We start from the raw sequence: 13,599 nt of genomic DNA on the forward strand, positions 1-13,599 counted from the left end.
CGACGCAAATGTGACGAGTCTCTGCGCCGTTCGTCGAATGTCAAACATACCGATAGTTGGGGCCGCAAGAGCTACTCTTGCTGGGTTAGCTCAGCCGCGCCGAAAATCTTCGTTCCGCGTGGACCGGTTGATGAATATGCCAAGCCAACTTTGCCATCAACGAGTTTTCCTCGACCAAACATTTTGTCTTTTCCCGCGGGCGATTCAATTATTACAACGCCGTCACCCTCGGCAGGTGCTGTCCCCTTAATCGGAAATTCGAACTTCCTTCCTTTGTTGTCGGCGACAGCGACTGCGCCCTCGAATTGACCGCCATTTCGTTTGGAAATCGAAATAGCCCACCTGATTTTCGTCTTATTGCTATCGACTGCGGTGCCTCCCCACACACTGCCGACTTCGAATTGATCCTTCATTTTTGGTTTCGCCGCCGGACGTGACCGATCAGCGACCTCGCGCGAATCATCAGCGTCGGAGAAGCGAAATTCATAGTGGTCTTCTATTTCGGGCGTGATCGGTCCATGAAGGTAAAAATTATTACCGTTGGCTCGACCGACTTGAGCGAGGCACTTCCCAGACCGCTTGTGCAACAGGTAATAGGTACCGTTATCCTGTTTGATCAACTTAAATTTGTAGCTTTCTTCGTGCCCTGATGGGATTGGTCCAAATAGGAAAGCAAGTGCTCCGTTGTCGTAACCATCAGTGACCAAGTATTTTCCTGCGAGTTGATGGGCGATGTAGTAGAAGCCGTCTTCTTCGGTTTCAACAAGCTTGAATCGATAGGCCATCTTATCTCCCTCGTGGATCGGTCCCCAGATATGGACGCCCGCTCCATTGAGATCAGAGTGTGCCGACATGTACTTGCCCGACCGCTCGTGTTCGATAAAATAGGACCGCCCAGCCTTCGGTTGTGCGAAGACTGGTCCAGCACACATCAGAAGCAAAACGAGAGTGAGCAGTAGTCGATCGCGTAGTCGCATGTCGGGCTCCGGGTTTCACGATGGTTGTTACGTTGACAGACCTTTTCCCGACGTCTCAATCACGTCGGATGGAGTAGTCTGTCATGTTGACTGGACTAATGTCAATGCCGCATCGAACGTTGCCATTCTTTCGGTTTGACAGCCATGTCCGAGTCGTCTTCGTAGTGGTCCTGCAAGTCTTTGAGCTGTTCTTTGAGTTCTGCAATTCGGGTTTGATTTTTGGGGTTGTTGTATTGGTTGAGTAACTCATCAGGATCGTCATTGAGGTTGTAGTATTCCCATTCGTCGAACTGATAGAAGTGAATGAGTTTTTCCGTTTCCGTCCGAATGCCATAGTGACGCGGAACCATGTGCACGCTGGGATACTCATAGTAATGATAGTAGATGCTTTTGCGCCAATCTTCAGGACGTTGCCCCTTCAGTAGTGGGACTAGTGATTTGCCTTGCATGTCATTAGGGATGTCGAGACCGGCGATGTCTAGAAAAGTCTCGGCATAGTCTAGGTTTTGAATCATCAGGTCATTGCGTGAGCCGGGTTTTGTGACGCCGGGCCATTTTGCAATAAAGGGCATCTTCAGCGATTCTTCATACATCCACCGCTTGTCATACCAGCCATGATCGCCGACATAAAAACCTTGGTCGGATGAATAAATAACAACTGTGTTATCTGTAAGACTTAGGTCGTCTAGTGTCTTCATGAGACGACCAACGTTTTCGTCGACGCCTTTGATACAACGCAAGTAATTCTTGGCATAGCGTTGGTATTTCCAGCGGACGAGATCACGACCGCTCAGGTTGGCCGCGTGGAACTGCTCGTCTTTCGGGCCATAGGCGTCTCGCCAGGTTTTGAGCTGCTCCGGCGACATGCGTTTCATGTTTTGCCAGGCGGACTTGTCTTGGCGTTCTTGCGATGCTGGCGAGGAGAATTCTGGAGTGAGATCGACGAACAGATCATAGTTCAAATCCATGTGTCGATCGATTTCCAACTCTTGATGCCGAGCCGGTGGCGCATTGTCTTTGTAGTCATCAAAGAGTGTCGCAGGTTCAGGAATTTCGATGTCATCATAGAGATGTAAATGACGAAGGGCTGGCATCCAATTCCGGTGTGGTGCTTTGTGTTGGCACATCAGCATGAACGGCTTGCCGGATTGATGATTTTCTTCGAGCCACTCAATCGCCATATCGGTTACGATGTCGGTGCAGTAGCCGTCAACACGAACCTTGCCGTCTGGTGTCAGGAAGTCTGGGTTGTAGTAGAGTCCTTGGCCCGGAAGGACTTTCCACTCATCAAATCCTTGCGGACGACTCTTGAGATGCCACTTTCCGAAGAATGCCGTTTGATAGCCGCCCTTGCGGAGTAGTTTCGGAAATGTTTGCTGGTCGCCATCGAAATTATTGCCGTTGTTCATGAAGCCATTTTTATGGCTATGTTTTCCCGTCAGGATCACGGCTCGGCTTGGTCCGCAAATCGAGTTGGTACAGAAACTATTTTCAAATAGCATTCCTTGACTAGCAAGCCGATCGATATTGGGCGTCGGGTTGACGGATTTCAACCAACCATCATAAGCGCCGATCGCGTGGGGAGCATGATCGTCGGTAAAGATAAAAACGATGTTAGGTCGCTCGGCTGCTAGTCCGATCGAAGTCAACATCAGAGAACTGATACTGAAGAAGCAAGCTAGCAATGGTTTTAACATAGGATTCGCGCTAGTTAGAGATGTGGATTTCACTTGGCACTGTCGCTGACACTCTGTTCGAGTCTCGATGCAGTCATCAACAAGTTTACCTGTTCGCGGGGGGCATCCCAACCGAGCGCGTAAAAAAACAGAGGCCACCTTCCTTATGAAGATGGCCTCTGTGGTCATGAGATTTCGTTGTTCGCCGAAGCTCGTTATGGCTGTGTCGTCTGACGCGAAATCGGAGTCAGGCGGCTGGCTGGTGTGCCGTGGCTGTAGTTGTAGGCGTGCTCCACGTTCGGTGCGAGGGGCATACCGACCGGCATTCCATACCCTTGAGCCGCGTAGACTTTTCCGTCACGCGGGTCGAAGTAGTACGGGTTGGCCGGGTATATCACGCGAGACGAACCAAACGTTGGGAAGTCGATTTGGCCGTGGATGTCCAGGCCTTTCTTCGACATTTGTGGTGGTTCGCATTGTGACGGGCACCAGGGGCAGCAGCACAGAAAGCAATTGCGAAGGTAGTCGTCGAGGTATGTTGGATACGCTTTTTTGTTGTGATAGCCTTCGACCAGACCGTCCATGCATTCCCGCGGCGATGGCACAAGATAAAGAATACTGCGAGGTGCAGGACATTCCGCTGTTGTGCGAGTGTACGGCTGCATGGGGCGTGGTTGCGGTGCGTGATACTGCATCGGTGCGGCATGTTGTGGCGCAGGTTGCATAGTCGCCGGCGGTGCTAGCTCCACGACCCCGGGTTCGTCGTCAATGACGATGGTTTCCGGCTCCGCAGTGACAGCTGGTGGGGGCACTGCGATGTCCGGTGGTAATGTTTGAGCGGTCACGCTTGCGGAGAATGCTCCGCAGACGACACCGGCAGCGATAAGCGACGACGAAATCGATCGACATCGCGGCATTCGAAATTGAATCATGGTATGGGACTCCCGATATGATTCGATGCAAATTTGGGTCGGCATCGAAACGGGGGTGTTGTTGCGGGAAAAGCCGAGTGTCTGGGAGATGAACCTGCGAGCCGGCTGATTTTAGCCGACTCGTGGTGGTTCAGCTTCCGATCGATTGATTACGGTCCAACGATGTTCAAGCCGACATTGTCGGTGACATTGACCGTCGCCGTGCCGCCGTCCGACAAGATGACTTGTGGGTTCGGAGTGTTGACCGTCAAGTTGCCATCGAACAGGAAGTTCGCGGTGGTGTTTGCACCGGCGAAGCTGCCGGAAACCCCGGAAAATCCGTTGGTCGTCGAGAGCAGTGATGGTCCGGCGTTGCCAAGCAGATTGAATGTTAACGAGGATGCACCGCCGACGTCGTCCATTTGGATCAGGATCGGATTCGCGATGCCTGGGTTCTGAACGGTGACGGCATCGAGGTTGACGGAGACGTTTCCACGAGCGGGATTTCCGTCGCCGGCGATCCGGATTCCACTGCGGACGGCGTTGTCGAATGTCGAGTTCCGCACGTTCAAAGCAACGGTGCTGTTAGCGGCAGAGGCCACTTGCAGACCATCGCCGATCAAAGCAGCGTTGGCGTTGTCAAAGCTGGAGTCGGCGATGTTCGCGTTGATCGTGCCAGCGCTGCCCGTGCTGATCAACATGCCCTTGCCATTGTTGTCCGCATTGACGTTGTTGATGTTGGCGTTGATGGCCGTGTCGGTTGCGAATAAGGCGATCCCGAAGCGGCTTCCGGAAAGTTCGGTGGCATTGTTGATCGTGAGATCAAGCGAAGGTACGCCAGCATTGACGACGTTGATTCCCGCAAACGAGTTGGGATCGGAACTTGCGAACCGCACGTTTTCGATTCGGCCGACACCCGAGGCGTTGGTCAGCAGAATCCCACTGCCCGCACCAGTGGTGACTGGCGACTGAATATCGCGGTTGATGTTGAGGATGTCGAAGTCTTGAATCCCTGACCCTGTGATCGCGGCGGAACCTGCAGAGGAAATCAGATTCAACGAATTGACTTCGTTCTGGCTTGCCAATGCGATCACTGGACCACCACCGGGTGCATTCACGAATGGAGCGGGGCCAGAGGTTGCGAAGTTCGGGAATTGGAACGTGCCACGACCTGAGGCATCGAAGAAGTGCGTTTGGCCTTCCCCGAGAACTCGTGTGCCGTCGATCAGTTGAATTCCGCCGGCCATGGGATTCGAGATGCTCGTGCCAGCACTGCGGACGAGGATCACGTCACCCGGGTTTCCGCCAGCAGCAGCAAGGTTGTTATACGGATTCTCTGCCGTCCCGTTTCCGCCAGCAGCGGCGGTTGCGTTCACGTGATTGACGAAGTACGCCTGACCGGTTCGTGGATTGATCGCGTTATTGAGGATCGGGGCACCCGCCGACTGACGCACGGCCACTCGGTTGTAGCGGAAGGGTTCCTCATACATACGATCGGCGAGGGCGGGTTGGCGATACCAACGACAGCAGTCGGAAAAGTCCCAACGATTCATGCGTTTGACGTCGAGTTTGTAGTCCACGCCAAGCACGACATTCGTGCCGAAGAAATCATCGTCGGTCACGCGAACTTCCGCAGCTGCGGCGTCGGTGATGTTCGCTCGGACGATTGCCCGAAAACCCGTTTCGGCATCGCTGACCTCGGGGTCATAGATGTAGGCACCCAAGTAGGTTTTAATCCACGGGTTGCCCGGCATCGGGAAGCCGATCGAGAAATCACCACCGGTCATCGCGTTTTCGGAGAACTGCGTATCTGCGAACACGATCCGATTGCCGGCGTATTGTGGGTTGGTCCCGGTGACCAATCGTGAATCACGGGTTTCGGTTTGCAACGGGAAGTAACCGTTGACAACGATATCGAAATTCTGCGTTAACAGTTCGACGCCAGCTGCAATTTGGTCGTAACGATTACCGAACTCGCTTTCGTCCGAGTCGTACCAAACGTTGCCGCCAAGAATGTACGACGTTTGGTTGAAGTGTCGATAACCCAGGCCGACGTTTGCTCCAAGATCGCCGTCGAATTGCACCAACATACGCGAGTTGCTGTAAATCATGTTGGTTTCGTTTGGCTCGTAAATCGGCATGAAGTAGCCGACGGTCCAGTAGCCGTCTTCGTAACCGATGCCGTCACCTTGATAATAGTGACCGACCCAGTACGCACGTGGGACGTCTTGGGCATGCTCAACGGTTTCCCCTTGGGGGGTGCCGACCCAGAACGAGCCATTCGCCGCTGTGACCGGTCGCTCGCCACCCGGGTTTGGTTCGCGTGAGAGCAATTCCAACGGTGCACTCGACGTGTTGGTATTGATACGTGGTCGGGATGTTTCCGGGATGACCTGGATCACGCCTTCGTCATCCGGCGCCGGAATCATTTCAACGACGCCTTCACCGGCCGGGCTGTCGCTGATTGCCCCCGGAGCTGGCGGCAATGGTCCCGGAGACTCGTCCGCGGTGGGAGTGACAATCGGTGGCGAGAATCGCTGGCCGAGTTCGACGACTCCCTCGGAACGCGGGGCCGAATTCGATCGGCTTCCCAACTGTACGATTCCGTCCTGATTGGCTGCGGGATTTGCAGCCTCCGTCCTCGCCAGGGTGCCAAAGACGGCTCCCGTCGACAGGATGAAAATAGACAATCCTCTACGCATCGGTCGCTCCGTAGATGGGAGAACACTCGCCACGGGGTCGGAGTGATCCGCCCTGCGGTCGGCTGGGTCGTGCTATATGACTCGGAGACTATCGGGAACGATCGCGGGGGTTGCCAACAGCGTCAGTCGACGGCGTCGGCTTCGATCGAAAATCACGAATAATCCGTGAGAGCCTTGAATTCGGTGTTCGCGTTGCGAGACGCAAACGCCGAACAATATGTCAACGCGAAAATTCGCGCAATATCGCTATTGACAATATCGGCGCTTCGACCGTCGAACTTGGGAGCATTCCTGCAATCGTCAATATCCAACCCAGATCGGGGCTGATTTTTCGTCGATCAAACTGTGTCTGACGAAAATGGGATGGATACGAAGCATTCTCCGGCACCATCTGACCGCCAGGTAGAGCCAACACTGAGCGCGCGAAAAAGCCGGCTGCCTCTTTTCAGAAGCGGCCGGCTTATCAGAAGGTGGAAACTCATACGGGATCAGCGTATGGGTTTCCGGCTCTCGTGAATTCGGACTCAGAGTTTCGCAATAGATCGGGAGAGAGACGTTCGCGACTTTCTAGTTGTTCAGCGTGTCGCAGGAGTTTTCGATGCTACAGGTGGTTGCGCCGCTCTCGCCGACTGCACCCGCACAAGCGATGGAGCACGACCCGTCACCGTCACAGGCGTCGATCGCGTCCGAGAACGCGGATCCCGGTGTGTACGCTTTGAGTCCGCCACCAAACCCGTATCCACCACCGAAACCGCCACCGAAACCACCGTTGAACTTACGACCGAGAAAACCGCCGAAGTAGTAGCTTTGGTTGAGACGCCCGATCGACTTGCCGACGTCGTTCAATTCGCTGACAACGGCGTGTTGGACCTGAGACAGCCCCACGACGAGGCCAATCACGAGTAGCGTGGCGATGATGACGAGTTCTGCGGAGACAATGAAACCGTTCTCGTCGTTGACGAATTCCTCGAAGAGTTGCAGGGCGTTGCGGGTTGGCATGGTGTCGAGTCCTTTGAGAGAAAACAGTCGTTGAACCTGATCGTTGAAACCAGTCTGACTGATCCATTCCGCATGATCGTTCCAGCCGGTTTCGTCTTACTGTTTCCTACAAAAGGCACATTGCGTACCACTGACGGAATTGGCACAACCGGTATAATCGGACTTTTTGCTTCGTTCCACATAAGTCCATATTCGTCAATGACTTCAGGCCACTGATCTTTCGGCAAGATCAATGGCCTGAATTTTGAGATGGCTAGCACGTGTTTCAGAAAATCAACGTTCTGTCAAAGAGGATGTTTGCCGTTTGAAACGTTGAGGTCTCCGAAGACTTTAGTCAGAGGATCATCAGTGCATCGCTTGGTGGCTTTGATCTGACTTTTAGTGGGCCGCGACTTGTGTCGTCTCGATGCGTTCGTGGTTGCTGCGTCGTGTGCCTTCTCGTTCTTTCCCCTTTGGTCGCTTCATATCACGTTTGTGGCCTTCGGGCTCATGGTCGTGATCGTGCTTATGATGATGGGGCGTGGCTTTGTGATGGTGATCGTGCTCTGTGTGAATTCGTGGGACATCGTCACATGCCAGAGACTGCACGCCGTCATCGCAGGCGTCTTTCGTATCGAAGAACGCCGAGCCGGATGAATATGCCTTCAGATGGCAATCAATTGCACTCTCGCTCGCAAAGCCTTTGTAGTAGTAAGACTGGTCGAGACTGCCAATCGCTTGGCCGACATCGGACAACTCGCTCACCACGGCATTCTGCACGCTGGTCAAGCCGACGACCAAACCGAGCACGAGCAATGTGCCGATCACGACTAGTTCAGCGGAAATCAGGAATCCTCGTTCGTCGTTCCACAGATTCGTCATCGTCAATTTCATGTCTTTTTCTCCGGGTTCGTGAGTTGTCGATTTATGGAATGGCCGGTCGTTTCTCGGCCGTTTTCTGCGAGGAAAACTATCGGAAAGCCCTGAACGATCATGACTTGCGTCACAAATTCGTTTGAAGCGAAACGCCGGGGGTGGAACTCGATGACCCCGTCCCGCGCCGATGGCTCGCGACTTGGACGACTGGTCCGCTTCGACTTTCCGATAGTTAAAAGACCGGGGATCAGCCGGTCGGCTTGAGACAGTGGTCTCTCAGGTCACCGCCTCGTGGCGCCTTCTCCACGCCACACACGCTCTCTCGTTAAAACGGTTCGACGGCGGTTTGGTTTGTCGTTCGAATCGTGACAATCGTCACGTCCCGAACAACTCTCCCAACCAGGAAAATCCGTCGTTCCGTTACAATTGCTCTAAGTTGCACAGTCCGTACCAAACGCAGAATCGGTACAATCGTCAAAATCGGACGTCTTGTCGTAACCTGTTAGGCGACTGAGGTTTGGAGACTTGGTTTGGAGGGGATATTCTATGGGAAGGCAATTTTGATCATGGTCGGTGTTTCGAGTTCTGAACCGATTGTCTTGGCGAACTGTTTCAAACTTTGAACACGATGGAAGCGGCGGTTCTCTAGGATTGCTACGCAAGAATCGATACGGTAAGGCTTCGCTTGAACGTGACATTTCTGGAGAAGGCCGAAACAACGATGGGTAACTGCTTGGTGACGGGGGGAGCCGGTTTCATCGGCAGCCATCTCACGGAAAAACTGCTTGGCATGGGACATCAGGTGACCGTGCTGGACAACTTCTCCACCGGACGCGAACAGAACTTGTCCGGGGTGAAAGATCACCCGCGACTGCGATTGATTCACGGCTCGATTTCGGACCGCACGATCCTGACCGACGCCCTACCCGGTACCGACACCGTTTATCACATGGCGGCGGCTGTCGGGGTGAAACTCGTTGCCGACGATCCGGTACGGACAATCGAAACCAATATCTATCCGACCGAATTGCTGCTCCAGTTGGCGGTTCAAGGCGGGCAGCGGTTCTTCTTGGCTTCCACCAGCGAGGTCTATGGCAAGAATCCAAAAGAGACCTGGACCGAAGACGATGATCTTGTGTTGGGTTCCACCGCGAAACCGCGTTGGGCGTATGGATGTTCCAAGGCGATCGATGAGTTTCTCGCGTTGGCGTACGCTCGGAAGTACAACCTGCCTGTGGTCATCGGGCGGTTTTTCAATGTGGTCGGACCGCGACAGGTCGGGCATTATGGAATGGTCATTCCACGGTTTGTCGATCGGGCACTCGCCGGGGAACCTCCGGTAGTTTACGATGATGGTGGCCAAGTTCGCTGTTTCGCACATGTTCGTGAAGTGGTGGAGTGTGTGATTCGGCTGGTCGACACTCCGGCGGCTCATGGGCGGGTGTTTAACGTCGGCGGTGATTCACCGGTTTCGATTCGTGAATTGGCCGAGCAAGTGGTGGCACGGGTCGATCCTGGCTTGTCGATCGATTCGCTTCCCTACAATGCGGCCTATGGAGCCGACTTTGAAGACGTTCGTCGTCGAGTGCCGTGTTTGGATCGTTTGCAGAGTGTTCTAGGAATGACACCAAGTTTGTCGCTCGGTGAGATTCTAGACGATATCATTCGGTGGAAACGTGAACAGAGAAACCACGCTGCCCACGATTGACGACCGCTATTTGCTCGAGTTGGCAACCGCGCCCGCCCAGCGACTGTTTCCTGTATTGGATCGGACTGCCGCGTTACGCCCATTGTTGGTGTTGTTGGCTGTCTTCCCGGTCATGGTCGCTGTGGTGAATCGCAGCTTTTCCCCCATCGATGCCGAATGGGGTCTTCGTGCCTTGGAAGTTCGCGAGGCTTTCGCGGGCGATGGCATGATCTTCGAGCGGGAATTGCTAGGGCCGGATCAGTCATTAGACGAGTCTCGCTTGAATTGGCAGCCGCCGCTTGTGAGCTGGCTGACAGCCGGGATCATGCAATTGACCGGATACACCGAACCATGGATCGTCGTGTTTGTATCCGCATGCGCGACGATCGGGTTGGTCTTGGCGACATTCGCGCTAGCGCGAGTATTGTGGAACGATCGTGTGGCATGGTGGTCTACCGTCATCATGGCGTTACATGGGCCGTTCTTGATGATGTCTCAGGCTGCGAATCCGATTGCACTGCCGATGCTGTGTTGCGTCGGGACGTTCTGGGGTGTCGTTCGGCATCTCAAGAATCGACCGAGACTGATGTCCTGGCCGTTGCTGACAGCCGGGGTCGCACTTGGGGGCTGCCTCTTGAGTGGCGGTCCGCTGGGAATCGCTGTGCTGGTTCCGATTGCTCTGTACTGGTTCCATTGGAATCAAGATGTGTCTCTGGAACGAAAACGAGCGGGTCTGCCACCGAAACGACGTGCGAGGAACGTGACGCTTGGTGCAATTGGCTTGATGGTTTTGATCAGTCTGTCTGTGGGCGGATGGTGGTCGATCTGGATGACTTTGTATCACGGCGGAGACTTTGTCGGGCAATGGCTGACAGGTCCTTCAGTCAGTCGAATTCACAACGCTTCCGCCAATACCGATGGCCTGCTGTATCGACTGCTGTGGTCGAACGTGCAAGTGTTTACCGCGTTTTCGGCGTTTGTTCTGGTCGGCGTTTGTTTGGCTGGCATGCGGTTAGTTCGCAGAGTCGGTTTCGTCGTCGGCCGTCGACCGCCAGCCGCGTTTCTGTTGAGTTGGTTTGTTTTCGGTTGGATCCTGTGGAGCATTTGTGTGGCAAGTGGACAGGTCTCGTTCGAAACTCGCCAACTTTGGCAAAGTTTTACCCTGCTGGCCGGAATTTTGCTCGCCGCCTGTGCCGTGGAAGCCGTGACGCAGCGACGATTGGCGACGTTCTTGGTCGTCACGATGACCTTGGTAACAGTGTTATTATTGATGGCGGTTCCGCCGCAACTTGGGTTCACAAGATCGCCGCTGGCATTTGCACGTGGGGTTCAAGCGGAGTCGGTAGATGGTCCGATGGCTCTCGACGAGATCGACTCGATCGATGACGATCTTGTGGAAAAACGTCAGCGAGACCTGATCCTATCCTTCTCGCAGATCCGACAGAAAGTTCCGCGAGCGATCGTGATCTGGTTGGCTCTGTGTGTCAGTTGTGTCGGGGTCGTCGGACTCTGGCGACTGCGTCAGTTTCTCGATCGACACGACCAAAGACACCGATTGGTTCTGATCATCTGCCTAATCATAATCTTTGCGTTGGATGCTGTGGTGAGTTATCGAGGCATCCAGAATCGGCGGTTGGAAGATGATGTGTTAGCGATGGTGCGTCGCGATTTCGAGTCAATCGAATCGGTCGAACAATGGAGTGTGTTGGCATCGCAACCGATTCCGCCGAGTTTGGCATACACGATACGCAGCGTTTGGCCGAGTGGTCGGCAAATTCTGATGAATTCCTGGGACGATGTATTGATCGATTCCCTTGCCAAGAACAAGTACGGCTTGCGGGAGACCGTCATCATCGAGTGGAAAGAACACACCACCCGACCGGTCGCGTTACGAATGCCGAATGTGCGTATCCGGGAAGTCGGACAGCCTCGCTTTCTCTGGAAAAAGCGGTTGCGGGCCTATTACATTGTCGAGGAACCCGCCAAGTTTCCAACTTAACTTCCCTGCAACTAGATTCGGTTTCTCGAATGTTACCCGCTGAAAATTCCGAGGCGTTGATGCGATTTCCCATGCGAATGTTTGTTGGTCTTATTTCACTTACGTTGACATTCGGATGTAGTGGCGGCGAAGAACCGAAGGAAGCCCCACCCGAGAAAGAAGAAAAAGCGGGGCTGCCGGCGGATCCGGTCGAAGCTCCGCTGATCGCGGCTCCAAGCGGGAGCGGTTACGTTGAAGGTGGCGCAACGGTGCAACTCTTGCCGGACCCGCCGATCCGCGAAGTCGACACACCTCAGAACGGTCCGGAGTTCTTGCTGGTTCGGATTCCCGTCGAAAAGCAGGCTCAGTTTGTGCCGGCGGATTACAAAATTGAAATCGACCAGAAACGTTACAAGCCACATGCTGTTGGGTTTGGTCAGGCGGGGCAGATCTACGCTTCGGTCGAAGAACTGGTTGGCGAGACCGTCGAACTTCAGCCATCCGCCAAAGACGAACCGCAACACGACGGTCGCAAAATTCGCCGCGTGTTGTTGGGAACACCGCAACTGGTCCTGCTTTACGATGTCCCCAAAGTCGCCAGCCCTGTTCTACGACACGGCGAGAATGCGTTTCCGTTAAGTCCCGATCTTGGCACCCTCAAAGCACAAATTGGAGATGATGCGGTTTCGTCGATGGCTCAAACCACGGGGGTTCGCAACCCCGAGAGTATGAATGAAGGCCCGTCGTACACAGTGCAAATTGTTGACGCGGAGCGGTTGAATCTCGAGATCACCGGCAACAAAACGAACGCGATTCGTCTGCTCGTTGAGATCGTACCGGATCAAGCCGGTCGTGTGACACTGAGCCGAAAAGATCTGGCGTTGATTGCCACGGATTCTGGTCCCACCGGTCGCGGCGGACCGGTGTTTTTCGACTTTATGGGTATCAAATACCAACCGGTCTATAACTCGGAGATTCAAACCGGAGAGCGATTCGAGAACAAGGAATTGTTCGGATTGCTTTCGGGCGGCGTGACTTTCCCTGTGGATCCTGCGGAACCTTCGCGGTTGCAGATCTTCTTCCCGAATCCGCCGGGAACTTCGGAGTTGTATATGCATTTCCCAGGCGTTTCACCGATCAGTTTGGCAGACGCCGTCGAGCCACTGAGTAAGTTTCCGACACCCGAGACTCGGATGCCCGATTATGTCGCTCGATCGCCGATTGTCGGCGAGGCGGTCGACGCGCAGTTTCGCACCGGATCGGTTTCGGTCGCCGACAGTCCCGGAAATTGGCAATCCGGTCGTCCCCAATCGCCAGGTGAGGGAAACCAATTTTTGGCAATTGAGTTTCAGGTCTCGGGAGATGAGGAATTCACCGCCAACGATTATGTGCTGTTTACGCCAGGTGTCGTTCGGTATCAACCATTCGCGGTCGCATTCGGTGGGGAGGCGACATTCGTCCGTGGACTGGGGTATCGCCAACTGAAGCTTTCAGCGGGGCCGCAAACCGCACCGATCGGTTCGTCACAGCCGACGGGTTGGACACTCGCGAAACCGACTCTCACACTACTTTACGAAGTTCCTAGTGAACCGAGTTATGTCTTCGTCCACGGGGAAACGCAATTCTCGATTGAAATGAAGAAGTGATCCTCCTCACGCACCGACGCGAACTTAAGGCGTTGGTCGGCATGCTTTGAGAGGTGATCTTGACCGATCGAAAAAGAATGCGGGAATTCCCCGATTGCAGCGACTTTGCCTCTGGAGGGTTGCATTCGTTGAGTCTGACCGTCCGCACACGGTATACTGAATTTGACG

Annotated in this window: 9 protein-coding genes; 3 read left to right on the forward strand and 6 right to left on the reverse strand. The window is 54.3% G+C overall.

All coding sequences use genetic code 11. The features are described from left to right. Window positions 1-71: 71 nt before the first annotated feature. The 6 genes from AC5DDB_RS09675 to AC5DDB_RS09700 all read right to left on the reverse strand — a co-directional run bounded on the left by AC5DDB_RS09675 (window position 72) and on the right by AC5DDB_RS09700 (window position 8,138). Complete coding sequence (locus AC5DDB_RS09675; protein WP_491739513.1) at window positions 72-785, reverse strand: RICIN domain-containing protein; 714 nt, start codon at window positions 783-785, stop codon at window positions 72-74. Between the two features lie 293 nt (window positions 786-1,078). Beyond that, a complete protein-coding gene (locus AC5DDB_RS09680) occupies window positions 1,079-2,629 on the reverse strand; it encodes a sulfatase family protein (protein WP_491739514.1) in 1,551 nt (516 codons plus the stop codon). Window positions 2,630-2,868: 239 nt separating this feature from the next. Then, window positions 2,869-3,585: a hypothetical protein gene (locus AC5DDB_RS09685; RefSeq protein WP_491739515.1), complete on the reverse strand. Its 717-nt coding sequence runs from the start codon at window positions 3,583-3,585 to the stop codon at window positions 2,869-2,871. Window positions 3,586-3,734: 149 nt separating this feature from the next. After that, complete coding sequence (locus AC5DDB_RS09690; RefSeq protein WP_491739516.1) at window positions 3,735-6,266, reverse strand: inverse autotransporter beta domain-containing protein; 2,532 nt, start codon at window positions 6,264-6,266, stop codon at window positions 3,735-3,737. Between the two features lie 567 nt (window positions 6,267-6,833). After that, the gene (locus AC5DDB_RS09695; RefSeq protein ID WP_491739517.1) at window positions 6,834-7,265 is read right to left on the reverse strand and encodes a hypothetical protein; all 432 of its coding nucleotides are present in this window, start codon (window positions 7,263-7,265) and stop codon (window positions 6,834-6,836) included. Between the two features lie 378 nt (window positions 7,266-7,643). Next, entirely contained in the window at window positions 7,644-8,138 is a 495-nt protein-coding gene (locus AC5DDB_RS09700; RefSeq protein ID WP_491739518.1) for a hypothetical protein, read from the reverse strand. A gap of 703 nt (window positions 8,139-8,841) precedes the next feature. On the opposite strand from AC5DDB_RS09700, the gene AC5DDB_RS09705 reads away from it, so the two are divergent. Genes AC5DDB_RS09705 through AC5DDB_RS09715 form a run of 3 tightly spaced genes read left to right on the forward strand, consistent with a single transcriptional unit; the run spans window position 8,842 to window position 13,431 of the window. After that, window positions 8,842-9,828, forward strand: a complete 987-nt coding sequence (locus tag AC5DDB_RS09705) for an NAD-dependent epimerase/dehydratase family protein (RefSeq protein ID WP_491739519.1) — start codon at window positions 8,842-8,844, stop codon at window positions 9,826-9,828. Next, on the forward strand, window positions 9,797-11,806 hold the full coding sequence (locus AC5DDB_RS09710) for an ArnT family glycosyltransferase (RefSeq protein WP_491739520.1): 2,010 nt from the start codon (window positions 9,797-9,799) through the stop codon (window positions 11,804-11,806). Before AC5DDB_RS09705 ends, AC5DDB_RS09710 begins: the two co-directional genes overlap by 32 nt. A 29-nt stretch (window positions 11,807-11,835) precedes the next feature. Next, window positions 11,836-13,431: a hypothetical protein gene (locus AC5DDB_RS09715; protein ID WP_491739521.1), complete on the forward strand. Its 1,596-nt coding sequence runs from the start codon at window positions 11,836-11,838 to the stop codon at window positions 13,429-13,431. Window positions 13,432-13,599: the final 168 nt, after the last annotated feature.

It is taken from the genome of Thalassoroseus sp. (assembly GCF_984380535.1).

What these genes read in the sequence shown, in the direction of transcription:
- AC5DDB_RS09690 (WP_491739516.1), bottom strand. Translation starts at nt 6,266, where the DNA reads ATGCGTAGAGGATTGTCTATTTTCATCCTGTCGACGGGAGCCGTCTTT.
- AC5DDB_RS09705 (WP_491739519.1), top strand. Translation starts at nt 8,842, where the DNA reads ATGGGTAACTGCTTGGTGACGGGGGGAGCCGGTTTCATCGGCAGCCAT.
- AC5DDB_RS09685 (WP_491739515.1), bottom strand. Translation starts at nt 3,585, where the DNA reads ATGATTCAATTTCGAATGCCGCGATGTCGATCGATTTCGTCGTCGCTT.
- AC5DDB_RS09715 (WP_491739521.1), top strand. Translation starts at nt 11,836, where the DNA reads ATGTTACCCGCTGAAAATTCCGAGGCGTTGATGCGATTTCCCATGCGA.
- AC5DDB_RS09700 (WP_491739518.1), bottom strand. Translation starts at nt 8,138, where the DNA reads ATGAAATTGACGATGACGAATCTGTGGAACGACGAACGAGGATTCCTG.
- AC5DDB_RS09695 (WP_491739517.1), bottom strand. Translation starts at nt 7,265, where the DNA reads ATGCCAACCCGCAACGCCCTGCAACTCTTCGAGGAATTCGTCAACGAC.
- AC5DDB_RS09675 (WP_491739513.1), bottom strand. Translation starts at nt 785, where the DNA reads ATGGCCTATCGATTCAAGCTTGTTGAAACCGAAGAAGACGGCTTCTAC.
- AC5DDB_RS09680 (WP_491739514.1), bottom strand. Translation starts at nt 2,629, where the DNA reads ATGTTGACTTCGATCGGACTAGCAGCCGAGCGACCTAACATCGTTTTT.